The sequence below is a fragment of the Spirillospora sp. CA-108201 genome, from assembly GCF_050936235.1.
Taxonomy (GTDB): domain Bacteria; phylum Actinomycetota; class Actinomycetes; order Streptosporangiales; family Streptosporangiaceae; genus Spirillospora.
In genome coordinates this window covers 2747171-2770959 of the sequence record NZ_JBNJNE010000001.1, presented here as the reverse complement: position 1 = coordinate 2770959, position 23789 = coordinate 2747171, and the positions used below count along the sequence as shown (strand labels likewise).

Annotated in this window: 26 protein-coding genes and 3 tRNA genes; 14 read left to right on the top strand and 15 right to left on the bottom strand. The window is 75.0% G+C overall.

Annotation, left to right across the window (positions count from 1 at the left end):
• Position 1: 1 nt before the first annotated feature.
• Entirely contained in the window at positions 2 to 880 is an 879-nt protein-coding gene (locus tag ACQEU6_RS13550; RefSeq protein WP_499331936.1) for a LysR family transcriptional regulator, read from the bottom strand.
• Positions 881 to 977: 97 nt separating this feature from the next.
• Here ACQEU6_RS13550 and ACQEU6_RS13545 point away from each other — a divergent pair, with 97 nt between their 5' ends.
• Positions 978 to 2369, top strand: coding sequence for an MFS transporter (locus tag ACQEU6_RS13545; protein WP_499331935.1), 1392 nt, complete (start codon positions 978 to 980; stop codon positions 2367 to 2369).
• On the opposite strand, the gene ACQEU6_RS13540 is transcribed toward ACQEU6_RS13545, so the two are convergent.
• From ACQEU6_RS13540 to ACQEU6_RS13530, 3 genes are all read right to left on the bottom strand, one after another.
• The gene (locus tag ACQEU6_RS13540; RefSeq protein ID WP_499331933.1) at positions 2335 to 3444 is read right to left on the bottom strand and encodes a PrsW family intramembrane metalloprotease; all 1110 of its coding nucleotides are present in this window, start codon (positions 3442 to 3444) and stop codon (positions 2335 to 2337) included. The genes ACQEU6_RS13545 and ACQEU6_RS13540 overlap by 35 nt on opposite strands.
• Complete coding sequence (locus tag ACQEU6_RS13535; protein WP_499331932.1) at positions 3435 to 4004, bottom strand: hypothetical protein; 570 nt, start codon at positions 4002 to 4004, stop codon at positions 3435 to 3437. The genes ACQEU6_RS13540 and ACQEU6_RS13535 overlap by 10 nt, the downstream gene beginning before the upstream one ends.
• A 79-nt stretch (positions 4005 to 4083) precedes the next feature.
• The gene (locus tag ACQEU6_RS13530) at positions 4084 to 4902 is read right to left on the bottom strand and encodes a pentapeptide repeat-containing protein (RefSeq protein WP_499331930.1); all 819 of its coding nucleotides are present in this window, start codon (positions 4900 to 4902) and stop codon (positions 4084 to 4086) included.
• Positions 4903 to 5002: 100 nt separating this feature from the next.
• On the opposite strand from ACQEU6_RS13530, the gene ACQEU6_RS13525 reads away from it, so the two are divergent.
• Positions 5003 to 5785, top strand: coding sequence for a putative protein N(5)-glutamine methyltransferase (locus ACQEU6_RS13525; protein WP_499331929.1), 783 nt, complete (start codon positions 5003 to 5005; stop codon positions 5783 to 5785).
• Here ACQEU6_RS13525 and ACQEU6_RS13520 read toward each other — a convergent pair.
• Complete coding sequence (locus ACQEU6_RS13520) at positions 5749 to 5871, bottom strand: hypothetical protein (RefSeq protein ID WP_499340593.1); 123 nt, start codon at positions 5869 to 5871, stop codon at positions 5749 to 5751. The genes ACQEU6_RS13525 and ACQEU6_RS13520 overlap by 37 nt on opposite strands.
• On the opposite strand from ACQEU6_RS13520, the gene ACQEU6_RS13515 reads away from it, so the two are divergent.
• The 4 genes from ACQEU6_RS13515 to ACQEU6_RS13500 all read left to right on the top strand — a co-directional run bounded on the left by ACQEU6_RS13515 (position 5830) and on the right by ACQEU6_RS13500 (position 6606).
• Positions 5830 to 5967: a hypothetical protein gene (locus ACQEU6_RS13515; RefSeq protein WP_499331928.1), complete on the top strand. Its 138-nt coding sequence runs from the start codon at positions 5830 to 5832 to the stop codon at positions 5965 to 5967. The two genes, ACQEU6_RS13520 and ACQEU6_RS13515, sit on opposite strands and share 42 nt — an antisense overlap.
• 290 nt (positions 5968 to 6257) lie before the next feature.
• Positions 6258 to 6330, top strand: a tRNA-Ala gene (locus ACQEU6_RS13510).
• Between the two features lie 44 nt (positions 6331 to 6374).
• Positions 6375 to 6446, top strand: a tRNA-Gly gene (locus ACQEU6_RS13505).
• Between the two features lie 89 nt (positions 6447 to 6535).
• A tRNA-Gln gene (locus ACQEU6_RS13500) sits at positions 6536 to 6606 on the top strand.
• Positions 6607 to 6788: 182 nt separating this feature from the next.
• Here the strand turns inward: ACQEU6_RS13500 and kdgD are convergent.
• Entirely contained in the window at positions 6789 to 7703 is a 915-nt protein-coding gene (kdgD, locus tag ACQEU6_RS13495) for a 5-dehydro-4-deoxyglucarate dehydratase (protein WP_499331927.1), read from the bottom strand.
• Positions 7704 to 7777: 74 nt separating this feature from the next.
• Here kdgD and ACQEU6_RS13490 point away from each other — a divergent pair, with 74 nt between their 5' ends.
• Both ACQEU6_RS13490 and ACQEU6_RS13485 read left to right on the top strand, forming a co-directional pair.
• Entirely contained in the window at positions 7778 to 8788 is a 1011-nt protein-coding gene (locus tag ACQEU6_RS13490; RefSeq protein ID WP_499331925.1) for a LysR family transcriptional regulator, read from the top strand.
• The gene (locus tag ACQEU6_RS13485) at positions 8748 to 9917 is read left to right on the top strand and encodes an acyl-CoA dehydrogenase family protein (protein WP_499331923.1); all 1170 of its coding nucleotides are present in this window, start codon (positions 8748 to 8750) and stop codon (positions 9915 to 9917) included. Before ACQEU6_RS13490 ends, ACQEU6_RS13485 begins: the two co-directional genes overlap by 41 nt.
• Positions 9918 to 9937: 20 nt before the next feature.
• Here the strand turns inward: ACQEU6_RS13485 and ACQEU6_RS13480 are convergent, their stop codons facing one another.
• Positions 9938 to 11356 carry an ATP-binding protein gene (locus tag ACQEU6_RS13480; protein ID WP_499331921.1) on the bottom strand — a complete coding sequence of 473 codons (1419 nt, stop codon included), beginning with the start codon at positions 11354 to 11356 and terminating at the stop codon, positions 9938 to 9940.
• Complete coding sequence (locus ACQEU6_RS13475; RefSeq protein WP_499331919.1) at positions 11353 to 12063, bottom strand: response regulator transcription factor; 711 nt, start codon at positions 12061 to 12063, stop codon at positions 11353 to 11355. Before ACQEU6_RS13475 ends, ACQEU6_RS13480 begins: the two co-directional genes overlap by 4 nt.
• 131 nt (positions 12064 to 12194) lie before the next feature.
• On the opposite strand from ACQEU6_RS13475, the gene ACQEU6_RS13470 reads away from it, so the two are divergent.
• Genes ACQEU6_RS13470 through ACQEU6_RS13460 form a run of 3 tightly spaced genes read left to right on the top strand, consistent with a single transcriptional unit; the run spans position 12195 to position 14125 of the window.
• Positions 12195 to 12782 carry a PepSY domain-containing protein gene (locus tag ACQEU6_RS13470; protein ID WP_499331917.1) on the top strand — a complete coding sequence of 196 codons (588 nt, stop codon included), beginning with the start codon at positions 12195 to 12197 and terminating at the stop codon, positions 12780 to 12782.
• Between the two features lie 41 nt (positions 12783 to 12823).
• Positions 12824 to 13624, top strand: a complete 801-nt coding sequence (locus ACQEU6_RS13465) for an SAM-dependent methyltransferase (protein WP_499331915.1) — start codon at positions 12824 to 12826, stop codon at positions 13622 to 13624.
• A gap of 30 nt (positions 13625 to 13654) precedes the next feature.
• Entirely contained in the window at positions 13655 to 14125 is a 471-nt protein-coding gene (locus ACQEU6_RS13460) for an SRPBCC family protein (RefSeq protein WP_499331914.1), read from the top strand.
• A gap of 40 nt (positions 14126 to 14165) precedes the next feature.
• On the opposite strand, the gene ACQEU6_RS13455 is transcribed toward ACQEU6_RS13460, so the two are convergent.
• From ACQEU6_RS13455 to ACQEU6_RS13440, 4 genes are all read right to left on the bottom strand, one after another.
• Positions 14166 to 14480, bottom strand: coding sequence for a hypothetical protein (locus ACQEU6_RS13455; RefSeq protein ID WP_499331912.1), 315 nt, complete (start codon positions 14478 to 14480; stop codon positions 14166 to 14168).
• Positions 14481 to 15183: 703 nt separating this feature from the next.
• Positions 15184 to 15372: a DUF5999 family protein gene (locus ACQEU6_RS13450; protein WP_499340177.1), complete on the bottom strand. Its 189-nt coding sequence runs from the start codon at positions 15370 to 15372 to the stop codon at positions 15184 to 15186.
• A gap of 158 nt (positions 15373 to 15530) precedes the next feature.
• The gene (locus ACQEU6_RS13445) at positions 15531 to 16028 is read right to left on the bottom strand and encodes a hypothetical protein (protein WP_499331910.1); all 498 of its coding nucleotides are present in this window, start codon (positions 16026 to 16028) and stop codon (positions 15531 to 15533) included.
• A 260-nt stretch (positions 16029 to 16288) separates the two neighbouring features.
• Positions 16289 to 17104, bottom strand: coding sequence for an SAM-dependent methyltransferase (locus ACQEU6_RS13440; protein WP_499331908.1), 816 nt, complete (start codon positions 17102 to 17104; stop codon positions 16289 to 16291).
• A gap of 201 nt (positions 17105 to 17305) precedes the next feature.
• On the opposite strand from ACQEU6_RS13440, the gene ACQEU6_RS13435 reads away from it, so the two are divergent.
• Genes ACQEU6_RS13435 through ACQEU6_RS13425 form a run of 3 tightly spaced genes read left to right on the top strand, consistent with a single transcriptional unit; the run spans position 17306 to position 19861 of the window.
• Positions 17306 to 18061, top strand: a complete 756-nt coding sequence (locus tag ACQEU6_RS13435; protein WP_499331906.1) for a DedA family protein — start codon at positions 17306 to 17308, stop codon at positions 18059 to 18061.
• Entirely contained in the window at positions 18045 to 19223 is a 1179-nt protein-coding gene (locus tag ACQEU6_RS13430) for a sensor histidine kinase (RefSeq protein WP_499331904.1), read from the top strand. The genes ACQEU6_RS13435 and ACQEU6_RS13430 overlap by 17 nt, the downstream gene beginning before the upstream one ends.
• On the top strand, positions 19214 to 19861 hold the full coding sequence (locus ACQEU6_RS13425; protein ID WP_185023742.1) for a response regulator: 648 nt from the start codon (positions 19214 to 19216) through the stop codon (positions 19859 to 19861). Before ACQEU6_RS13430 ends, ACQEU6_RS13425 begins: the two co-directional genes overlap by 10 nt.
• A gap of 6 nt (positions 19862 to 19867) precedes the next feature.
• Here ACQEU6_RS13425 and ACQEU6_RS13420 read toward each other — a convergent pair whose 3' ends face one another.
• From ACQEU6_RS13420 to ACQEU6_RS13410, 3 genes are read right to left on the bottom strand one after another with little or no spacing between them, the layout of a single operon-like run.
• A complete protein-coding gene (locus ACQEU6_RS13420) occupies positions 19868 to 21664 on the bottom strand; it encodes a GMC family oxidoreductase (RefSeq protein WP_499340175.1) in 1797 nt (598 codons plus the stop codon).
• A gap of 5 nt (positions 21665 to 21669) precedes the next feature.
• Positions 21670 to 23055: a tocopherol cyclase family protein gene (locus ACQEU6_RS13415; protein WP_499331903.1), complete on the bottom strand. Its 1386-nt coding sequence runs from the start codon at positions 23053 to 23055 to the stop codon at positions 21670 to 21672.
• Entirely contained in the window at positions 23052 to 23744 is a 693-nt protein-coding gene (locus tag ACQEU6_RS13410; protein ID WP_499331901.1) for a FadR/GntR family transcriptional regulator, read from the bottom strand. The genes ACQEU6_RS13415 and ACQEU6_RS13410 overlap by 4 nt, the downstream gene beginning before the upstream one ends.
• Positions 23745 to 23789 lie beyond the last annotated feature (45 nt).

Below are 23789 nucleotides of genomic sequence, written 5' to 3'. Positions count from 1 at the left end.
GTCAGGCGCCGGCGGCGTAGAGGACCTCTCGCATGCCGGGGAGGGCCTCCCGGTCCGCCCGCCAGACCAGGCGCAGGGCGAGGTCGGGGGCGTCGAACGCGAGCCGGACGAGGGTTCCGGCGGCCAGCCGGCCCCGGACGGCGAACTCGGGGAGCAGCGCGATGCCGAGGCCCTGCTCGGCCCAGGACGCCATCACGGTGACGCTGCCCGCCCTGACCCGCTCGACGGCGGAGCCGAGGAGCCGCTCGCCGGCCATCCAGAACGAGCACGCCGGAACGTTGACCAGCAGCCTCTCGCCGCGCAGGTCGCCCGGGGCCGGGCGCGCGGCCCCGGCGAGCCGGTGGTCCGGCGCCGCGACGAGGGCGAGCGGCACCGGCTCCACGTCGACGAAGTCCAGCGACGCCGGCGGCGGCGTGAAACCGAGCCCGCCCACGTCCTCGCCGGCGTCCAGCAGCAGTGCGGCCTCCAGGTCCCCGGCGGCGACCGCGTCCAGGAGCCGGTCGCGGGCCGCGTCCGCCCGGACCTCGACCCGCAGCTCCGGCCGCCGCTCGGCCAGCCGTGCCAGGACGCCGGGGACGTGCGCGGCGGCGATCGACTCCAGCGCGCCGAGCCGGAGCACCGTCCGCTCCCCGGTCACCTCGCGGCGGGCCTCCTCGGCCTCCCGCAGCAGGCGCCGCGCCCATCCGCGCATCCGCTCGCCCGCCTCGGTCGGCCGCATGCCCTTCGGGCCGCGGTGGAACAGCGGGACGCCCAGCGACGCCTCCAGCGCGCGGATCTGCTCCGACACCGACGACGGCGCGAGGCCGAGCGCGTTGGCGGCGTCGGTGACGGTCCGGTGGGCGAGGACGGCCTCGAACGTCCGCAGCTGGCGCAGTTCCACGCCGGTGGCAACCCGGCCCGTGCGTTCGGATATTCCGAACGCGGCGTGCGGCCGCGCCGGTGGAGCCCGGCGGCGCGGCTTCCCAGACTGGGGCGCCATGACCTCGGTTCTCTCATCCGCGCCGGCGGACGCGGCCCCCGGGCGACGCGGCCGGGCCCTCCTCGGCATCTCGCTCGGCTACTTCATGGTGCTGCTCGACACGACCGTCCTGTCGGTGGCCGAACCCGACCTGGCCGGCTCCCTGCACGGGACGGTCGCGGGCCTGCAATGGGCGGTCACCGGCTACACCGTCGTGTTCGGGGCGCTGCTGCCGTCGGCGGGCGCCGTCGCCGACCGGTACGGCGCGCACCGCGTCTTCCGCGCGGGCGTCGCGGCCTTCGGCGCCGGGTCGCTGCTGTGCGCCGCGGCGCCGGACCTGTGGACGCTCGTCGCGCTGCGCGCGGTCCTCGGCCCCGCCGCGGCGGCCTGCGCGCCCGCGTCCATGGCGATGATCGTCCGTCTGTACCCCGCGCCCGCCGAGCGCGCCCGGGCCGTGGCGACGTGGGCGGCGACGAGCGGCGCCGCCCTCGCCGCCGGGCCCGTCGCGGGCGGCGCCCTGGTCGGCCTCGCCGGCTGGCGCGCGATCTTCCTGGTCAACGTCCCGCTCGCCGCCGCCGTCCTCGCGCTCGCGGCGGGGCGGTCCGTGCGCTGCCCGCGCGGGACCCGCCGCCTCGACCCGGCGGCGCAGCTCCTCGCGTGCGCCGCGCTCGGACTGCTGACCGACGCCCTCATCGCCCTCGGAGGCGGATCGGGCGGCCACGCGGCCGCCTCGGCGGCCGGCGCGGCCGCGACCGGCATCGCGTTCGCGGTCCGCGAGCGGGGGAGCGAGGCGCCGGTCCTGGTCCCGGCGGTGCTGCGGGCGCCCGGCATGCCCGCCGCGCTGGCCGCCGGCGCCGCGGTCAACTTCGCCATGACCGGCGTGCTGTTCGTGCTGCCGCTGGTGTTCCGGCAGGCCCTCGGGCTGGCGCCGCTCCAGACCGGCCTGGCGTTCCTGCCGATGACCCTGCCGTTCGCGTTCAACCCGCTGCTCACCGGGCGCATCGTCGCGCGGACCGGCCCGCGCCGTCCCGTCCTCGCGGGGCTGGGCCTGCTGACCGCCGGGGGAGTGCTCTTCGGCGCCGCGCTGCTGGGCGGCGCGTCCTACCCGCCGCTCGTCGCGGGCCTGCTGTGCACCGGCTTCGGCGTGTCGTTCGCGCTGCCCGCCCTCGCGACGATGGTCGTCGCCGCCGCCCCCGAAGGCGCGGCGGGCGCGGCGGGCGGCCTGCTGAACGCCGTCCGGCAGCTCGGCGCCACCCTCGGTGTCGCGATCATGGGCGCGTTCGCGCCGGTCGGCGCCGCGGGCGGCTCCCGCGACCCGGCGCACGCGCCGTTCGTCGCCGCGGCGGTCTGCGCGGCCGTCTGCGCCTGCGTGCTGCTCACGCCACGCGCACGTTCGCGCCCGACGCCCTGAGGTCGCCCCGCAGGGCGCGGATGTCGGTGCGCAGCCGTTCGGCGGCCAGCGGGTCCGGCTCCAGGCCGCCGAGACCGTCCTCGATGAGGGCGAGCTCGGCGGCTCTGAGCCGCGCGAGCAGCCGGCGCGACTCCCCGGCCGGCACGCCCCACTCCTCCTTCCTGCGCCACTTGCGGAACGCGAGCACGTGGCCCTCGCCCGGCACGAGGACGCCGTCCCTCGTCTCGGCGTGCACCGTGCGCCGGAAGTGCGAGAGGTAGCGGCGCCTGGCCAGGCGGTAGGAGACGACCGCCGCCAGCAGGATCGGCGCGCCCTTCACCGGCATCAGCGCCAGCCCGGACAGGACGGGGGCGTCCCACCACGAGTGCAGCGCCATCGCCAGGACGAACGCGCCCATCGCGGCGGTCAGGTGCGCTCTGGAGGCCCGTCCGATCAGGCAGCCGAGGCCCGCGCCGCCGACCGCGGTCATCGCCCAGTGGCTCCACCACGCCCCGCAGACCACCCGGGTGCCGAACGAGAAGAGCGCCGCGTTCGCGTCGTGCGTGGCGCCCGTCAGGACGATCGTGTTCAGGACGTACAGGAAGTTCTCCGCGAACTGGAAGCCCAGCCCGGACAGCGCGCCGTAGCTCCAGCCGTCCAGCGGCCCGCGGACCGCGGACGGCGCCGCCAGCGCGAGGACCGCCACGCCGAGCAGCTTCAGGATCTCCTCGTCCACCGGCGCGGCGATCGACGCGCCCCACGCCGCGTTGAAGGCCGGCCCCGCCGTCTTGCCGACGATCGCCTGGAACGCCGCGTTCGCGGGCAGCGCCGTCCCGAACGCGGCCAGCCCGCCCCACGCCACCGCGAACAGGGCGTAGCCGAGCGGCGGCGAGCGGACGGGGTGCAGCCGCCGCAGCAGCCATACTCCGCCGGCCAGCGCCGGGGCGAGCAGCACGACCCCGGCGATCGCGCCGCCGGGGAACGCCGCGACGTGCGCGCCGATGCCGCGCAGCGCGATCCAGGCGCCGAGCAGGCACGCCGCCGCCCACAGCCAGAACGCGGGACGGCGTGCCGGGCCGCCGCGGGTCATCCCCATGGCGCCGCGATCCTGATCGTCCGCACCATCGCCTCGACCTGCGGGGCGGCCTGCCCGAACGCGTGCGGCGGGCCCGTCGCCGTGACCGCCGCGCCGAGCGTGCCCCTGGCGAAGACGGTCGCCGTGCCGACGCGCTCGTTCCCGGCGAGCCGCCCCGTCAGCCCGGTCAGCCCCTGCGCGGTCGTGAACGGGACCGGCCCCGTCCCGAGCCGCGTCCGCCCGCCCGCGGCGACGATCCGTCCGAGGCCGCCCCACAGCGCCCGCGCGTCCGCCGAGCCCAGCGGGACCACCACGCTGAGGTCGAAGACCACCTCGCCGCTGAGCAGCTCGGCGCTGCTCGACAGGGAGGTGGCGCCCCGGTTCAGGACCCAGCCGGGGGAGGTGACCGAGAACGTCACCGGGCGGACGCCCCCGCGCTCCGTCCCGACCGACACCACCGTGCCCGGCTCCAGCCACTCCCCCCGGGGCCCCAGGGCCCGGTCGAGCAGGGGAAGCCCGGCGCCGAGGACGACCAGGACGAGCGCCACGGCGCCCGTGCCCCACCAAGTGACCCGCACCACGCGACCCCCCGACGACGTGCGCTGCGGAAAATGCCCTTTGACAGGCGGAAATGCCCCTTGGCCGGGCGGCTAAACGAGGTCAGGCCGCGGGGGCCGTCCAGTGCGCGGGCCGCGTGAGCGCCGCCGGCAGGCGCGTCGCGGCGTCGCCGCGCGCCGAGTCGAGCTGCGCCTGGGTCAGGAAGAGGCATCCGGAGAGGTCGGCGCCGCGCAGGTCGGCGTCCCGCAGATCCGCCCCGGTCACGTCCGCGACCCGCAGGTCGGCGCCCCGCAGGTCGGCGGCGATCAGGTACGCGCCGCGCAGATCGGCGCCGCGCAGGTCGGCGCCCCTGAGCTTCGCCCCCATCAGATCCGCGCCCCGCCGGCTCCTGCCGCGTCCCGGGGCACCGGCCCTGGCGAGCTCTCCCGCCCGCGACAGCAGGCCCCTCGCCCCGTCCCGGACGGCCCGGACGTCCACCTCGGCGAGTTCGTCGGGACCGCTCCCGGTGAGGCGCTCGACATCCTCGAACACCCGCCGGAGCTCTTTGCGGATCGGCCCGGAGGACGGCATCGACGCGGCCTCGTCCAGGTACCAGAGCAGCTCGTGGAGCTGCCGCATGACGGGGAACACCGCGAACATGCGGCGCGCGACGTCCGGATCCTCACGCCAGTCACGGCCGGAGAAGGTCTCCTGCGACACCTTCTGCCCGGCGCCGAAGCAGTCGAAGACGGTGCAGCCCTGGAAGCCGCGCCGCCGGAGGTCGGCGTGGACGCCGCAGCGGAAGTCGGCCAGGAGGTTGCGGCACGGCTCGCCCGCGTCCTTGTCCACCGCGAAGTCGGCGGACTTGGCGAACGGCAGCGCGACGCAGCACAGCCCGGAACAACTGGCGCAGTCGGCCTTCAGATCCGATCTGTCCGACACCCCTGCCCCCCGGCCCCTGGACGATCCTCCATTGTCGCGCCGAGCCGCCCGTGCCGCGAACGCGCGGAACGCCGGTGCCGGGATAAGGTTGCGGACTCCTATGACAGCACCCCTCACCGAGCCCGCCATCGTCTCCACGCTCCGCGCCGCGGGCTGCGTGTTCGCCGAGGACGAGGCGCGGCTGATCGTCTCCACCGCCCGCACCCCCGGCGAGGTCGCCGCCATGGTCGAGCGGCGCGCCGCCGGCGAGCCGCTCGAACACGTCCTCGGCTGGGCGATGTTCTGCGGACTGCGCATCGCCGTCGAGCCCGGGGTGTTCGTGCCCCGGCCCCGCACCGAGTTCCTCGTCCGCCGGGCCCGCGCCCTCGCGCCTCCCCGGCCGGTCGTTCTCGATCTGTGCTGCGGGTCGGGCGCGCTCGGGGCCGCGCTCGCCTCCGGGACGGACCGGTGCGTCCTGCACGCCGCCGACATCGAACCCGCGGCGGTGCGCTGCGCCCGCGGCAACATCGCGCCGTACGGCGGCACGGCCCACGAGGGCGACCTCTTCGATCCCGTCCCGGACGAGCTGCGCGGACGCGTCGACGTCCTCCTCGCCAACGTCCCCTACGTCCCGACGGAGGACGTCGCGCTGATGCCGGCGGAGGCGCGCGACCACGAGCCGCGCTCGGCGCTCGACGGCGGGCCGGACGGCCTGGACGTGCTGCGCCGCGTCACCGCCGAGGCGGAGCTCTGGCTCGCCCCGGGCGGCCGGCTGCTGTTCGAGACGAGCGAGCGGCAGGTCGCCGCCGCCGTCGCCGCCGTGGAGGCGGGCGGCCTCGCGTCCGAGGTCGCGACCTCGGACGACTTCTATGCCACCGTCATCGTCGGGGCAAAGCCGGTGTAAAACTCCTCGGCCGGGTATCGGTCGGTCAGGACCGAGCCGAAGGAGTGAAGCCGGATGCGCCGCATCAGCGCAGCGATCAGCGCCATTGTCGGACGATCACCAGCGTCGTGACCCTGCCGTTCCGCGTTCTGGGGCGGTTGCTGACCCCCGGCCGCGGCCGCAGCCGCCGCGGGGCGGCGTGACGCCTGTACGACGCGCCCGGGCCGATTCTCCCCGAACGGCCCGGGCGGTCGCATGGAAAAGGCGTTGCGCGCCCACCCGGGCCATTGCACCATAGGGGCAGGGAAGAGATCGGAAGCGAACGGGAAGGAGGGGCGGCCATGGTCACGGCCATCGCCCGGCAGGCTCGGCAGCCTCTCGGGTTCGGGGCGGGCCGGTTTCCCGCCGTTGTCGAAATCGCCTCCGGATAGAGCCGCCAGGCTCCGCCGGAGGCCGTCAGGGAGAAATCCCGGCGGCCTTTCCTGTTCTCCAGGGGTCAGTAGCTCAATGGGAAGAGCGCCCGCCTTGCAAGCGGGAGGATGCCGGTTCGAGTCCGGCCCGATCCACGGCTTTGACCGGCCACAGAGCGGAGCCTTCACCGGTTCCTCGCGTCGCACAGGCCTGAATGGTGAGGCGGCTGACTTCCAATCAGCAGAACCGGGTTCGATTCCCGGGTGCGGCTCTGGACTGGACCGGCGGGAGTAACGACCCCCGGCCGGTCCTCCCCGTGCCCGCGGCGGGCGGACGCCACCGCCCGCCGGCGGGCACCCGTGCTGGATCATCCAAGGGCAGGATGCGTGATTCTGGATCACGTCATGCAGGTTCGACCCCTGCTCCAGCAGCGCGACCGGCGGCGGGACCTCAGGGGCGGGCGCCCACGAGGGTCCGCCGCGTCGTCCAGGCGCGGGCCCGCTCGATGAGCGTGATGCCGAGCCGGTCGAAGTGCTCCACCCGCGGCTCGGGCGGGTACGCGGCCTCCAGATGCAGGTGGATCGTCGCCTCGCGGGCGAGGGCGCCCGCCGTGTCAGCGCATCCCTTCGACGAGTTCCGCGAGCCGTGCGGTCTCGTCCGGGGTCAGGTCCGTCAGCGGAGGGCGGACGGGTCCGGCGGGCCGCCCGGTGACCCGCATGCCCGCCTTGACGATGCTCACCGCGTAGCCCTTGCGGCGGTCGCGGATCTCGCAGTACGGCAGGACGAACTCCGCGAGCCGCCGGTGGACCTCCTCCCGGTCGCCCGCGCGGACGGCGGCGTGGAAGGCGAGCGCGAACTCCGGGACGAAGTTGAAGATCGCCGACGAGTACGTCGTGACGCCCATCTCCCGGTAGGGGAGGGCGAACGTCTCGGCGGTCGGCAGCCCGCCGACGTAGACGAGGCGGTCGCCGAGGCGGGACCGGATCCGCGTCATCAGTTCCAGATCGCCGACGCCGTCCTTGAACCCGACGAGGTTCGGGCACGTGTCGGCCAGCGCGGCGACCGTCGCGTCCCGGTAGACGGCGTTGGCGCGGCTGTAGATCGTCACGCCGAGGCGGGTGGCGCGGCACACCGCCCGGACGTGCGCGGCCAGGCCCTCCTGCGGCGCCTCGGCGAGGTAGGGCGGGAACAGCAGCACTCCGCCGGCGCCCGCCCGCTCGGCGTCCTCGGCCATCCGCACGGCCGCCGCCGTCCCGTGCCCGGCGGGCGCGACCACCGGGAGCCCGTCCGGGACCTCCGCGACCGCCGCGCGGATGACCCGGGCGACCTCGTCCGGCGTCAGCGAGAAGAACTCGCCCGTGCCGCCCGCCGCGAACAGGCCCGCCACGCCGTACCCGCCGAGGCGGGCGATGTTCTCGCGGTAGGCGTCCTCGTCGAACGACAGGTCGTCGCGGAAGTGGGTGACGGGGAACGACAGGAGACCTGACCCGAGCCTGCGGGCGGTCTCGTCGGGCGCGGACTGCGTCATGCCCCGAGGCTAGGATGGTCCATCGATCCAGGTCCAACACAGATTACGCATCCACTGATACCCGAAGTGAATCGATGTTCGCGCTCACCCGGCTCGCGAACTTCGTGGCCGTCGCCGAGGAACTGCACTTCGGCCGCGCGGCCCGGCGCCTGCGCATGACGCAGCCGCCGCTCAGCCGCCAGATCCAGCTGCTGGAGAACGAGCTGAAGGTACGGCTGTTCGACCGGACGAACCGCTCGGTGCGCCTCACCCCCGCCGGGCGCGCGTTCCTGGTGGAGGCCCGCCGGCTGCTCCAGCAGGCCGACCACGCCGCGATGTCCGTCCGGCAGGTGTCGGCGGGGGAGGCCGGGACGATCACGCTCGGCTTCACCGCCGCGAGCGCCCACGTCGCGCTCGGCCGGGTGCTGGAGGCCGCCCGCAGGGCGCTGCCCGACGTGGACGTCGTGCTGCGGGAGATGGTCACCCGCGACCTGGTGCGCGCCCTCGCCGAGGGCGGGCTCGACCTCGGGCTCGTCCGGCCGCCGGTGAGCGACCCCGACCTGGAGGAGCGTCCCGCCGACCGCGAGCCCCTGCTCGCCGCCGTTCCGCGCGGCCACCCTCTGGCGGAGGGGGAGGGCCCGGTCTCCCTCGCCGACTTCGACGGGCGGCGGTTCCTCATGTACTCGCCCGTCGAGGCCCGCTACTTCCACGAACAGCTGGTGAGCCTGTTCCCGGCAGGCGCGTGTCTCGCCCGTGTACGCGCAGCACCTCAGCCAGGTGCACAGCATCCTCGCCCTGGTCAGCTGCGGCTGGGGGCTCGCGCTCGTGCCCGCGGCGGCGGCCCGGCTGCGCTACGCGGGCGTGGAGTTCCGGCGCGTCGACCTGTCCGATCCGGCCCCCGTGGAGCTGAGCCTGGCCTGGCGGCGCGGCAACGACAACCGGGCGCTCGCGCTGCTGCTGCGCCGCTTGGGACCGCCTTGACGGCGCCCGCCCGCTCGCTTAATTTGGCGTCCAAATATTGGCCGTCAAAATATCGGCCCGCACCGCCGGCACCCTGGAGGAACGATGAGCGACTATCCCGCGTACGCGCCGTCGGAGGAGCATGAGCTGTTGCGGCGTTCGGTGCGTGAGCTGGCCGAGGCCAAGATCGCTCCTTTCGCGGCGGAGGTGGACGAGGAGTCGCGGTTCCCGCAGGAGGCGCTGGAGGCGCTGGTGGCGGGTGATCTGCATGCGGTGCACGTGCCGGAATCGTACGGGGGTGCGGGGGCCGATGCGCTGGCGACGGTGATCGTGATCGAGGAGGTGGCGCGGGTGTGCGCGTCCTCGTCGTTGATTCCGGCGGTGAACAAGCTGGGGACGGTTCCGGTGCTGCTGGCGGGGTCGCCGGGGTTGAAGGAGCGGTTTCTGGGGCCGGTGGCGCGGGGGGAGGAGATGTTCTCCTATGCGTTGTCGGAGGCGGATGCGGGGTCGGACGCGGCGGGGATGCGGACGCGTGCGGTGCGTGATGGGGATCACTGGGTGCTGGACGGCGCGAAGATGTGGATCACCAATGCGGGGGTGTCGCGGTTCTACACGGTGATGGCGGTGACCGAGCCGGGTGCGGGGGCGCGGGGGATCTCGGCGTTCGTGGTGGACGCGCGGCAGGATGCGGGGGTGTCGTTCGGGGCCAAGGAGCGCAAGTTGGGGATCAAGGGGTCGCCGACGCGTCAGGTGGTGCTGGAGGGCGTGCGGGTTCCGGCGGATCGGATGATCGGTGCGGAGGGGACGGGGTTCAAGACGGCGTTGGCGACGTTGGACCATACGCGGATCACGATCGCGGCGCAGGCGCTGGGGATCGCGCAGGGGGCGCTGGATTTCGCGGTGGGGTATGTCAAGCAGCGGCGGCAGTTCGGCAAGGCGATCGCTGATTTCCAGGGTGTGCAGTTCATGCTGGCCGATATGGCGATGCGGTTGGAGGGGGCGCGGCAGCTGACGTATCACGCGGCGGTGAAGTCCGAGCGGGCGATGGGCGGGGAGCGGGTGCCGGATCTGACGTTCGTGTCGTCGGCGTGCAAGACGCTGGCCTCGGATGTGGCGATGGACGTGACGACCGACGCGGTGCAGTTGCTGGGCGGGTACGGGTACACGCGGGAGTTCCCGGTGGAGCGGATGATGCGCGACGCCAAGATCACCCAGATCTACGAGGGGACCAACCAGATCCAGCGCATGGTCATGGCCCGCCAGCTCCTCAAGTAACCGGCCCCGGGGCAGCCGGGTCAGACGGCAGGCAGCCGCACCTCGAACAGCGCACCGCCTCCGGGGGCCTCGCGGACCGCGAGGTCTCCGCCGTGCGCCAGCACGAGGTCGCGGGCGATGGCCAGCCCGAGGCCCGCGCCGCCCTCGTCCCGGCTGCGGGCGTCGTCCAGCCGCACGAACCGTTCGAAGATCCGCTCGCGGTCGGCGGGCGGCACGCCGGGCCCGTCGTCCCAGACGCGCACCACCGCCGTGCCCGCCTCCTCGTCCACCGAGAGGCGGACCGCCGAGCGCGCGTGCCGCTGGGCGTTGTCGAGCAGGTTGCCGACCACCCGCGCCAGCCGCCCCGGCACGCCCATGACGCGCGGATCGGCCTCGACCGACGCCCGGACGGCGATCCGGTCGCCGGCCGCGCGGTGCTCCAGCTCGTCCAGGACGAGCCCGCCGAGCGCGACGGGCCCGGCCGGTGGACGGTCCCCGGCGTCGATGCGGGCGAGCAGCAGCAGATCGGCGGCCAGCCGCTGGAGCCGCAGCACGTCCTCGATCAGCCCCTCGACGTCCAGCAGCCCCGGATGCGCGGCGGCGACCTCCAGCTGGGTGCGCAGCGAGGCGATGGGGCTGCGCAGCTCGTGCGAGGCGTCCGCGACGAACCCGCGCTGCCGCGCCACCGACTCCTCCAGCGCGGCGAGGGTCGCGTTCGTGGTGGCGGCCAACCCGGCGATCTCGTCCCGCGCGTCCGGCACCGGCACCCGCCGGGCCAGGTCGCCGGAGGAGGTGATCGCGGCCAGCTCCGCCCGGACCGCCTCCACCGGACGCAGCGCCCGCCGCGTGACCAGCCACGTCACCCCCGCGACGACGGCGAGCAGGGGCGGCAGCCCGGCGAGCATCGCCCGGACGGCGGTGCCCACCGCGTCCCGGGCGGCGGCCAGGTCGGCGCCCGCGTGGACGGTCACGGTCTCGTCCCGCGGCGTCGTCACCTCGACCGCCGCGAACCGGTAGTCGGCCGTGCGGTCGTCGACGGTCGCGCGGCCGGTGGTGAGGTCGGGGTCGCCGCCCGACACCTCGCCGCGCGCCGGATCGTCGTCGCCGCGGTCGTCATCGTCGCCTCCCGACGGCGGGCGCCCGGGCCGCACGCCGGGGGAGCCGGTCCCGTGGATCTCCCGCAGGTCCTCGCTGGCCGCCCGCACCCGGCCCTTCTCGTCCACGACCTGCACGGGATGGTCCTCTCCGTCCGGCAGGTCGAGCGCCGCGAACGGGGTGCCGGCGGCGAGCTGGGAGGCCACCTCGCGCGCCGCCACCTCCGCCTTCAGGTCGGCCTGCCCGCCGAGGTTCGAGCGCAGCAGCAGCACCACCGCGAGACCCGCGGCGACGAGCGCGACGGCCACCACGGCGGTCGCGCCCAGGGTCGTCCTGGCGCGGACGGATGTCGGGCGGCGGGTCATGTCAAACTCTCCCGTCCCGGGTCATGTCGGGCGCCCCCGTCCCGGGCCAGCCGGTATCCGGCGCCGCGCACCGTCGTGATCGACCGGCGCCCGAACGGGACGTCGAGTTTGCGGCGCAGCGCGCTCACGTACACCTCGACGATGTTGGGGTCCCCGTCGTAGGCGAGGTCCCAGACCGCCTCGATGATCTGCGCCTTCGACACGACCCGTCCGGCGTTCTCCGCCAGGTGCTCCAGCACCGCGAACTCCTTGGCGGTCAGCTCCACCTCCGCCTCGCCCCGGTGCACGCGCCGCGCGGCCGGGTCGACGGTCAGGTCGCCGAGCACGATGGCGGGCGCCGCGCCCCGCGTCCGGCGGCGCAGCAGCGCGCGGACGCGGGCCACCAGCACCACGTAGGAGAACGGCTTGGTGAGGTAGTCGTCCGCGCCGGTGTCCAGGCCCTCGGCCTCGTCGTACTCGCCGTCCTTGGCGGTCAGCATGAGGATCGGCGTCTCGTCGCCCGCCGCGCGCAGCTCGGCGCACACCCGGTAGCCGTTCATCCCGGGCAGCATGATGTCGAGGAGGATCAGGTCGTACCCGCCGCCGAGGGCCCGGTAAAGCCCCTCGGCGCCGTCGTGGACGGCCTCGACCACGAACCCCTCGGCCGTCAGCCCCCGCGCGAGCGAGGCGGCCAGGCGTCTCTCGTCCTCGACGATCAGCAGGCGCATCCCCACAGCCTGCCAAACCGCACCTGAAGGCGGCTTCAGGTTGCTTCAGCGGCGCTACAGGAACGACCGGCATCGTCCATGGCGAAGGTCCGGCCGGAAGGGCCGGACGACACCCGGAGATGGGAGATCCGATGGGGTTCGACGCACGGCGCATGGTCGCGGGCCGCGGCCTGCTGGTCACGGTGGTCGCCGCGGGCGCTCTGGCCGCGGGGGGAGCCACGGCCGCGATCGCCGCCGCGGACGGCGGCGAGGGCGGTTCGCCGTCCGGCGAGAGGCCCGCCCGCACGGCGGTCTCCCTGACGCAGGCCGCGGACGCGGCGCTGAAGGCCGTCCCCGGAAAGGTCCAGGAGGTCGAGCTGGAGGACGAGCACGGCACGACCGTCTGGGAGGTCGACGTCCTCGCCGGCGACGGCGCCGCGCACAAGGTGGTCGTCGATTCGAGCAGCGGCAAGGTCACGTCCGACCGTCCGGAGAAGCAGGAAGGCGACGACAAGGACGAGGCCGCCGCGCTGCGCGGCGCGAAGGTGACCGTGGGGGCCGCGGAGGCCGCGGCCCTGAAGGCGGTTCCCGGCCACGCGACGTCCGCCGGCTTCGACCGCGACGGGGGCAGGGCGGTCTGGGAGGTCGACGTGACCGGCGCCGACGGGACCGAGCACGAGGTCGCCGTCGACGCCGCCACCGGCAAGGTCCTCGCCGAGGAGGCGGACGACGATGACTGACGCCTCCCCCTAGCGGGAAGGGACCGGCCAGGGGGTGGCGCATGAGCGACCAGAGGCCCGGGCCCGGCATCGACACGAGCGTCCCGCACGTGGCGCGCATCTGGAACTACTGGCTTGGCGGCAAGGACAACCATCCGGTGGACCGCGAGGTCGGGGACCAGATCCTCGGGATGCTGCCGGACGTCGCGCGCCTGGCCCGGGCCTCGCGGCTCTTCCTGAACCGGGTGGTGTGGCACCTGGCCGCCGAGGCGGGGATCCGCCAGTTCGTCGACATCGGCACGGGGCTCCCCACGGTGGACAACACCCACGAGGTCGCCCAGCGCGCCGTGCCCGAGTCGAGGATCGTCTACGTCGACAACGACCCCCTGGTCCTGGAGCACGCGAAGGGCCTGCTCACCAGCACGCCCGAGGGGAGCACCGCCTACATCCACGCGGACGCGCGCGACCCGGAAGCGATCTTGGAGGGCGCCGCCGAGACGCTCGACCTCGGCCGTCCGGTCGCGTTCACGCTCATGGGCATCCTGGAGTTCGTCCCCGACGACGACCAGGCGTACGGGATCGTGCGGCGGCTCATGGACGCGGTGCCCTCCGGCAGCTACCTCGCCATGTACGACGGGACGAACGTCGTGCACGGCGAGGCGTCCGACCGCATCGTGGACGTCTGGAACGCCTCAGGCAACGCGCGGCTCGTCCTGCGGACGCCGGAGGAGATCGAGCGCTTCTTCGACGGGCTGGAACTCGTGGAGCCCGGCATCGTCCCGGTGACGCACTGGCGGCCGGACACGGCGGCGGGCGAGCCGGAGGCCGTGGACGCCTACGGCGCCGTCGGCCGCAAGCCCTGAGAGTCCCCCAGACCGCCGGAGCAGGACGCGATGACCGGAAACGAGTTCGTCTACACGACCTACATCAGGGCCACGCCGGAGCGGCTCTGGGCGGCGCTCACCGACCCTGCCTGCACCCGCCGCTACTGGGGCGTGGCCTTCGAGAGCGACTGGCGGCCCGGGTCCGCCGTGACCTGGCACGAGGAGGGCGCGACGACGTCCGACCCCGAGCAGCTCGTCCTCGAAGCCGAGCCGGGCCGGCGCCTCTCCTACACCTGGCACACCTTCACGCCGGAGTGGGCGCGGTCCACCGGCGTGGACGAGGGGACCCGCGCCCGGCTCCTGCGGGAACCCCGCTCCCGAGTGACCTTCGACCTCGAACCCGTCGGGGAGGCCGTGAGGCTGACCGTCGTCCACGAAGGCGGCGAGGTGCTGCTCGGCATGTCCCGGCACGGCTGGCCGCGCGTCCTGTCCGGCCTCAAGACCCTTCTGGAGACCGGCTCGCCTCTTCCCACCCTGTAGCCGGCCGCGCGCTCGGAACGGTCCACCGCCGGTCGCCCGCTCACATGCGCATGCTGCTGCCGCCGGTCTCCTCTTCGCCGTCGGTGGTGTGCTCCAGCTCCAGGTACTCGTCGTCGGGCCAGAGTTCGTCGGCCACGAAGGCGAGGTACTCCTCGTCGCCCGGGTCCAGCTCGGCGGTCATGGACTCCGGGTGGCCCGGGGGGTCGGCGCGCGCCGCCTCCGGGACGGGGTGCCGCGGCTCCGGGGCGATCCGCGGCGGCTCCCGGTCGGATCGCGGCGGCATGGAGTGGAGGAGGTTCGGCAGGAAGAGCCCGAACAGGGCGACCAGGGACGCGAGGACCAGGACTGTGACCACACCACACCGTCCTTTCGCGGTCGAGTTCCGCATGATTGTTGCGTAAGTAGCAAAACAGTTGAACGCTACCGGGATCGCCCGCCGGATGGGAGCCCGACAGGCGGATCTCTGGAGACGGACAGCACGCGGCGTCTCATGCGGACGTGCGCGAGCGGGCGAGATTCACCCGGGATCCCCTCGCCCCTGCCCGGTCTCCTCTCCAAGGCTGGGCGCGATCCTCGCGCGGGGTCGCCACGACACGCGGGCTTTCGTCGCACGCTGCCAGGGTTTGGCATGCGGCTTGGAGTCCGGTGGTGGTCGCCTGATGACGGCCCGGAGACGCGGGCCCGGCATCGGCGGGCCCGGGAGAAGGCCGCGGCGTTCCGGGCCGCCGCCGGAGTGTCGCGGCTATGCGGACGCGGCGGGGGCCTCGCGGCGCAGCCGCGGACGGCGCGCGGTCAGGAGGCGGCGTCGGTCCGGGGCGAGTGGAGGATCTCGGCCCCTGGACCGGGGGCGGCGCGTTCGGGGACGAGCGCCGGTTCATCGAGCTCACATGGGGGACCCGCGGCGGACGGCCGTCTCCGCGGGGCTGGAGGAGGAGCGGGGCTGGAGGAGGAGCGGAGGCGCGTGCCCCCGATGGACCGGGCGGCCTTCGGGGAGCTCGTCCGGCTTCGGTGAGGACCGGCACGCGATCGGACGATCGTGCCGGGACGGGGCGTCGGCCTCAGGCGGCCGTGGTGGGGCGGTGCGGGGCGATGACGCGGCCGTCGGGAAGGAGCTCGCCGGTGTCGTCGAAGACGACGACCCCGTTGCAGAGCAGGTTCCACCCCTGCTCGGGATGCGCGGCGATGATGCGCGCGGCCTCGCGGTCGAGATCGTCCGGCTGCGGGCAGTGCGGCTGGTGCTGGCAGATGTCGTGTTCGGCGGTCACAGGGTTCCTCCACGGGTGTCCCACGTGATTAAGGACATATTGCAGCCTGCCGCGCTGCGTCCGAAATATGCAAGTGGATGGCGAATTTTTTACCGTCGACCACGTGTGAACCCGCCGCAGCTGGGGCAATCAGGGGCGATTCACCGCAAGATGCCCTCGTCCGGCTCGCCGCCGTGGTCCACGTCCAGGCCGACGACGGCCGTGCAGCCCGTGCAGATCCACTCGGCGACGACCGCCTCGGAGTTGGTGCCGCGCGTCCGGTAGGGGCGCTCGACGGTGCGGCGCCGCATTCCGTGGCCGCAGGAGGAGTGCAGGAGCCTGCCGCAGGCGGGGCACGGCCAGACGTCCTCGCGGCGCAGGTCGCACCGGGGGCACAGCGGCGACTCGTAGTGGCCCGCCGGCTCGCCGAACTCCAGCTCGATCCGCCACTCGTGCTCAAGGTCGAGGTACTCGTCCGCCGGCCAGTGGTGGTCGGCCAGCCATGCGAGGTACTCCTCGTCCCCCGGGCCGAGGACGGCCGTCAGCGACTCGGGGTGCCGATCGTCCGAACGGTCGGGGCGCCTGCCGTGCCGCGCGGTGGCCAGGAGCGTCAGCAGGCCCACGAGCGCGGCCGCGGCCAGGCCTGTCGCCAGGGGCATCGCGGCGTCCTCAGATGATCTTGTGGCGGGAAAGTCCGATCATGAATGCACTTCACAAAACGCTGCGAACGCTACAAGAAATGCACAACAACGGAAAAGTCGATCAAAAAGATCTTTTACCTGGATCATGGTCGGTCTGGGGTCCGAAACCGGGGGGCGAGGCCGTCCGTAACCGCACGGCCTGCGGGGATCGGGCCCCCGAGGCTCCACCGCCGGCGGTCGCCCGGGGAACCGGTTTCACTCTCCGCTGAATCGGTCGATCAGTCCTTGCGGCCGAGCACGGCGACCATCTGGGTGTGCAGCGGGTGCTCCAGCGGCCCGGCGGGCCCGGCGGGCCGCCATTCGGTCACGTGGGCCACCCCTGGTTCCAGGATCGTGAGGCCGTCCATGAACTGCTCGACCTCGGAGGAGTGCCGGAAGTAGGACCCGCCGAGCCCCGACTGCAGGATGCGCTTGGCCTCCTCGACGCGCGGGTCGTCCCCGGAGTCGTGGAGGTGGGTGAGCACGACGTGGCTGCCGGACGCCAGGAAGGGGACCAGCGCCCGGACGACCCCGGCCGGATCGCGCTCCTCCGGCACGTGGTGGATGATCGCGGCCAGCACGACGCCCACCGGGCGCGACAGGTCGAGCAGCCCGGTCAGCGCCGGGTCGGTGAAGATCTTCTCGGGCTCGTACAGGTCGCCCTGGATGAACGTCGCGACGCCGGTCTCGGTCAGCAGCGCCCGCCCGTGCGCCAGCACGATCGGGTCGTTGTCGACGTACACCACCCGCGCCTCCGGGTTGGCCGCCCGGGCGAACTGGTGCACGTTGGAGGACGTGGGGAGCCCCGACCCGATGTCGACGAACTGGTCGATCCCGAGATCGCGGGCCATGTAGGTCACCGCCCGCTCGATCGCGACCCGGTTGCCCTGCGCCACGACGGGGGCCTCCGGCACGAGCTGCATCACCATGTCGGCCACCTCGCGGTCGGCGGCGAAGTTGTCCTTGCCGCCGAGGAAGTAGTCGTACACGCGCGCGAAGGTGGGCGTGGAGGGGTCGATGCCCGGAGGTGCGTTCTCGGGGTGGTCTTCGGCCACGCGCGCGGCTCCTTCTTTCGTGCGCCCAGGTCCCTGGGCGGGTGGCGGCGATGATCCAACATTAGGCCGGATCCCCTTCTCCGTCCCCGTTTTCTGCCGGTCGGGTGTGGTTTTCCGCAGGGGACGGGTGCGGGATGCGGCCGGACGGAACGGCGGCGCGCTCCATGGTGGCCCGGCGTCCCGGTTCCTAGCGTCGTGGACATGATCGAGACGATGTACGCGGCGTCGGGGAGCGCGCCCGCCGGAGGCGTCGCGGGGTGGGCGACCGACCTGATGGACAAGCTGGGCGCCCCCGGGGCGGGGCTGGCGATCGCGCTGGAGAACCTGTTCCCGCCGCTGCCGAGCGAGGTGATCCTCCCCCTGGCGGGGTTCGCCTCCGCGCAGGGCCGGATGAGCCTCGTGGCGGCGCTCGCGTGGACGACGGCCGGCAGCGTGGCCGGCGCGCTGGCCCTGTACGGGATCGGGGCCCTGATCGGGCGGGACCGGATCCGCGCGATGGCGGCCCGGCTGCCGCTGGTCAGGCTCGACGACCTGGACCGGACGGAGGCGTGGTTCGCCCGGCACGGCGCCAAGGCCGTGTTCTTCGGCCGGATGATCCCCGTCTTCCGCAGCCTGATCTCCGTCCCGGCCGGGGTGGAGCGGATGCGGATGACGACGTTCCTGCTCTACACCGCCCTCGGCAGCCTGCTGTGGAACACGGTGTTCGTGCTGGCCGGGTACGGGCTCGGGGACAACTGGCGGACGGTGGAGGAGCTCGTCGGCGTCTACTCCAGGGCCGTGGTCGCGCTGGTCGCGCTGGCGGCGCTGGCGTTCGTCGCCGTACGTATCGTGAAGTCGCGCCGGTCGGGTCGGCGGCCGGGGGCGCACCGAGCGGAGGCGGGTGAGGGGCGCCGAGCGGAGGCGGGTGAGGGTTGTCGGGCGGAGGCGAGAGAGCTCGAACGTGATCGCAACTTTTGAGGTGCCGCGCGGCGGCCCGCGGGCGGTGGCGCGGGCCGCCGCGGGCCTGCTGCTGGGCGCGGTGACCGCCGGAGCGGAACTGGTGCTGCTGGCGGTGGCGGCGCTGCTGATGGCGTACTCGATGGCGTTCTCGCGCGGGCGCCGGAAGGTCCCCGGGGCGGTCGCGGAAGGCGCCGAGCTCCTGGCCGAGCTGGAGCTGTGGAGGCTCCGGGCGTTCTTCGGCGAGGACCGGGCCGTCCGGTACGGCCCGTTGAAGGCGCTCGCCTACCTGGTGCTGCGGGTGCCGGTGGGGCTGCTCGGCGGCGTGATCCTGCTGCTGCTCGCCTACGGGGCGGCGGCGTCGGTCCGGCTGGCGGTGGGCTGGTGGATCACCGGCGACTACATGGACGGCATCCCGCCGGCCTGGTGGATCGTCGTCTACACGGCCGTCGCGGGCGTGGTGCTGCTCTTCCTCGCCGTGCAGGGCCTGGTCGGGGTCGCCGCGATGGAGCGGAGCGTGGCCAGGCGCTGCCTCGGGCCGAGCCCGCTGGAGGAGTACGAGCGCCGCATCGCGCAGCTGTCGGTGACGCGGGCGCAGGTGGTGGACGCGGTGGACGACGAGCGCCGCCGCATCGAGCGCGACCTGCACGACGGCGTCCAGCAGCGGCTCGTGGCGCTCGGCATGCTGATCGGGCGGGCCCGCCGCGCGGGCGACGGGGAGCGGGCGGCCGAGCTGCTGCGGCAGGCGCACGAGGAGTCCCAGCGGGCGCTGGCGGACCTGCGGGAGGTCACCTGGCGGGTCTACCCGGCCGCGCTGGACGGCGAGGGGCTGCGGGCGGCGCTGGAGACCGTGGCGGAGCGGTCCGCGCTGCCGGTGGCGATCGAGTACGACGTCCCCGGCCGGCCCCCGCACGCGGTCGAGACCGCGGCGTACTTCGTCGTCTGCGAGGCCGTCACGAACGCCGCGAAGCACTCGGGCGCCGCCTCGGTGCGGGTGGCCGTGGCGGGATCGGCGACAATGATCGGCGTGCGCATCGAGGACGACGGGGGCGGGGGAGCCGACCCGGGCGGCGGCGGGCTGGCCGGGCTGGCCCGCCGGGTCGCCGCGCTGGACGGGGCGTTCGCCGTGGACAGCCCGCGCGGCGGCCCGACCGTGATCACCGCGGAGCTGCCGTGCGGGTGATGCTGGCCGAGGACTCCACGCTGCTGCGCGAGGGCCTGGTGCGGCTGCTCGCCGAGGAGGGCCACCGGGTGGAGGCGGCGGTCGGCGACGGCGACGCGCTGATCGCGGCCGTGGCCGCCGGCCCGCCCGACGTCGTGGTCGTCGACGTCCGGATGCCGCCCAGCCACACCGACGAGGGCCTGCGCGCCGCCCTGGAGATCCGGCGGCGCTGGCCGGGCGTCGGGGTGCTCGTCCTGTCGCAGTACGTGGAGAAGCGCTACGCCGCCGAGCTGATCACCGCGGACACCGCGGGCGTCGGCTACCTGCTGAAGGACCGGGTCGCCCAGGTCGACGAGTTCCTCGACGCGCTGGAGCGCGTCGGCGCGGGCGGCGCCGCGTTCGACCCGGAGGTGGTGCGCCGGCTGCTGGCCGCGCACGGCGCGCAGGGCGACCCGCTGGCGCGCCTCACCCCGCGCGAGCGCGACGTCCTCGACACGATGGCGCAGGGGCACACCAACGCCTCGATCGCCGCCCACCTCCACATCTCGCAGAGCGCCGTCGAGAAGCACGTCAACGCGATCTTCGACAAGCTCGACCTGTCGCACGCGACGGGGTACAGCCGCCGCGTCCTGGCCGTGCTGCGCTACCTCGGCTCCTGACGGCGCCTACCCGATCCCCTCGGCGATCCGCAGCGCCATCGCCATGATCGTGATCTGCGGGTTCACCTCGGGGCAGGTCGGCAGGACCGACGCGTCGGCCACGTGCACGCCCCGCACGCCGCGCAGCCGCCCGGACGGGTCCGCCGGAGCCCTCGCCGCGTCGGCGCCCAGCCGCACGGTCCCGGTCGGGTGGAACCCGGCCAGGTGCAGGTCGCCGGCGGACGCCAGCGCCGCGGCGTGCGTGAGCTCGGCCTCGTCGCGGGCGACCGGGTGGCGGGGCAGGCCGGTGAGGACCTCCTCGGCCCCGGCGGCGAACAGGATCCGCCCCATCGCGACGAGCGCCCGCCGCAGCCGGGCCGCGTCCTCGCGGGCCAGGTCGTAGCGGACGAGCGCGCGGTGCCGGGCGCCGTGCACGCGGCCGGACGGGGCGTCGGCGATCATCGCGCCGAGCACGGCGAGGCGGTCGGCGCCCTCCAGTTCGCGGCGCAGCGCCCGTCCCGCGCCCGGCAGCGGGAACGAGCTCATGCCGGGCGGGCTCGCCGTCGCCTCGATGAGGATCCCGTCGCCGTGCAGCTCCTCGACGCCGACGCTCTGCATCACCCCCGACCAGGACACGACCGGCTCGGCGAACCGCCCGGCGATGTTCGTCGCCGGGTGGACGGCCATACCGCGTCCCACACCGGGGTGCGCGCCGATCCCTGACCGCCTCAGCAGCAGTGGCGTCTCCAGGGCGCCGGCCGCGACGACGACGCGGGGCGAGAGGATCTCGAAGGCCGTGCCGTCCGGGCGGCGCGCGCGCACGCCGGTGGCGGTTCCGCGCTCGACGAGGACGCGTTCGACCCGGGCCCGGGAGACGATCTGCGCCCCCGCCTCGCAGGCCTGGGGGAGCGCGTTCAGATGGACGCCGTACTTGGCGTTGTGGGGGCAGCCGGCGGCGCACTGCCCGCTGCCCACGCAGCCGGGCGCGTTGCGGCGCAGCGGTCCCGCGCGCCAGCCGAGGCGCCCGGCGCCCTCCAGCGCGAGCAGCCCGTTGCGGCCGAGGGGCTCGATCGGCTGGCGCGCGACCCTCAGCATGTCCTCGATCTCGTCGAGTCGGTCGCCGAAGTCTCCGACCGGGACGCCGAGCCCCGCCCACCGCCGCAGGACGCGGTCCGGCGTCCGGTAGCAGGTGCCGCTGTTGACGACGGTCGTCCCGCCGACCGCGCGGCCCTGGGGCAGCAGCACGGGCGGGCGGCCGAGCGCGACGGTGGAGCCGCCGTCCCGGTACAGGTCCAGGAACCGGTCGAGCGGCGGGCGGTCGCGGAACTCGGCGACGGTGAACCGGCGCCCCTCCTCCAGGACCACCACCGACATGCCCCGCCGGGCGAGGGTCCGCGCCGCCGTCGCGCCGCCCGCGCCCGACCCGATCACGACGGCGTCGGCCGTCGAGCACGCGGGCCAGCCGCTCGACGGCGTGCAGTCCAGGGGCGCGTCGGGGCGCGGGTCGCCGGAGGCCCGGGGGAGCGGCAGCAGCTCGGTTCCGGCGGCGAGCAGGAGGGGGATCTTCAGCGTCTCCACGAGCCGCGCCACCGGCTCGCGGGAGGTCAGCAGGGCGCAGAACGCGTCGCGCCGGTCGGCGTCCAGGTCGTCCAGCGGCCGTCCGGTGGCGAGCCGGGCCAGCGCGTCCAGCGTGCCCGCGCCGGCGCGCAGGCCGAGCCGCGCGGGCGCCGGGAGGGCCCGCCCGATGGCCTCCGCGCGGGCGGACACCCGCGCCAGGTCGTCGGCGTCCTCGATGCCGAGCAGCGCCGCGGCGGCTCCGGTCATCGCGTTCACCGCAGCCCCACCTCCGCGTGCCCGGTGCCGTCCAGCCGCCATTCGCGCTCGGTCTCCCAGCCCCGCCCCGACCGCCGGGCCAGCGCGATCCGGACGTCGGCGCGCTCGGAGTTGTGGCAGACGGCCGGGGCGCCGTCCGGGTCGGCGTAGTCGACCGCGACGGTCTCCCCGGGCGGCAGCGCCACCCGCACGTGGACGCGCCGGTCGCCGATGCGTCCGTGGACCGTCCACACCGGAAGGCCGATGCGGGCGCGCAGCCGCAGGGACGCGAGCAGCGGGTCGCCGGAGGCCAGGTCGGCGCCGTCCACCCGGAGCCGGACGAGGGGGAGCGGGGGGAGCCGGTTCAGGCCCGGACGCGTCGAGACCGCCGCCACGATCTCGCACACGTCGCCGCCGCCGAGGTCGGCGTGCAGCCACGCCCAGCGCCGCGCGTTCCCGTGCCCGTAGACGCGGGCGGACGCGCCGGGCGCGGCGTCCAGGTCGAGGACGCGGTCGCCGAACCGCACCGCGCCGCCGTACACCGCGGCGGGCCTCGGGACGATCTGCGCGGCGGGCAGCAGTTCCGACTCCCACGCCCAGCGCGGGAACGTGTAGAGGGGCGGCCCGCCTCCCGACTCGCGCAGGTCCCAGGCGACGGCCCCGGCCGTCCCGGTGAGCCGCCCGCCGGCCTGCTCGACGGGCCCGGCGGTGAACGCGGCGTCCTCCCGGGGGCTCCACTCCTCCGGGCCGAACCGCCCGAGCACCGGCGCCTCGCCGGGCGGGAAGACCGCGGCCCAGCCATGGGCCAGCGCCGCGCCGGTGCCCGCCGCGGCCTTGCCCGGCGCGACCAGTTCGTGGTGGATCCAGACGCCCGTGCCGGTCGCCGGATCGGTGAGCGTCGTGTACCAGACCTCCAGCCGTCCCGCCTGCCCGCGCCAGCGCGACCGCAGGGGATCGGGCCCGGGGAAGCGGAAGCCGCCGAGGAAGCGGGCGAGGTCGCGGCGCAGGTCGAAGCGCAGCCGCGCCTCGCCCACCACCGCCCCGTCCTCGCCGGTCACCGTGAGCGGGAGGAACGTCATCGACCGGACGGGGCGCCGCGGGCTGACGGTCTTCCAGCCGTCCAGGCGCAGCCGCCGCCCGTCGCCGGCGGTGAAGCCCAGCGTGTAGCGGATCCGGCGCGCCGCGACGGGCGCGACCCGCAGCCGCCCCGACGCCGCCGGGTCGTCCGCCCAGTCCGGTACGCGGACGCGGCCGGTCAGCGTCCCCTCCGCATCGCCCCAGGGGCGCGGCACGCCCGGCAGGTCGGCGGTCAGCTCCAGCCGCATCGGGCGGTCCCGGTCCTCCCCGGCGAGCCGCAGCGACCCCCTCATCACCTCGCGGAAGACCGTGCGCCGCGTGCTCACCGCGAGCCCCGCATGATCGCCTCGGTCTCGGTGAAGTACGCGCCCGCCGCCTCGCGCGCCCGCGCGGCGTCGCCGTCGCACAGGGCCTCGACCAGCGGAGCGAGCCGGTCCGCGGCCGCCGCGGGGTCGGCGAAGGCGTGCGTGAAGCCCTCCCGGACGGCGAGGTAGGCGTTCAGCAGGGCGTTGACCATGAACCCGTAGACGCGGTTGCCGGTGGCCGCCGCGATGACGCGGTGGACCTCGCACTCGGCGAGTTGCGCCTCGTCGCCTTCGGCGGCGTCCCCGACCCGCGCGGCCAGCTCCCGCAGCCGGGCCCGCTGCTCGCCGGTGGCGTGGACCGCCGCCTTGGCCGCGACCTGCGCGCCGACCTCGCGCCGCACCTCGAAGATCTCCGCCATCCAGGCCGTCCCGACGGTGCTGACCAGCATCGGGAGCAGCTCGGGCCCGCCCAGCCGCTCGTAGTCGCGGACCCGCGTCCCCACGCCGTGCCGCGTCTCCAGCAGCCCGGCCTGCGCCAGCCGGACGATCGCGTGCTTCAGCGACGTCCGGGTGACCGCGTAGCCGGCGGCGAGGTCCCGCTCCGGCGGCAGGTAGGAGCCGGGCGGGTGGCGCCCGCTGAGCACGTCGTCGCGCAGCCGGTCGACGAGCGCGTCGACGACCGTGTCGCGGGGGATCGGGGTGGACGGCACCGGCGGCCTCCAGAGGATGAGTGGATGAGCCACTGGACCACAGCC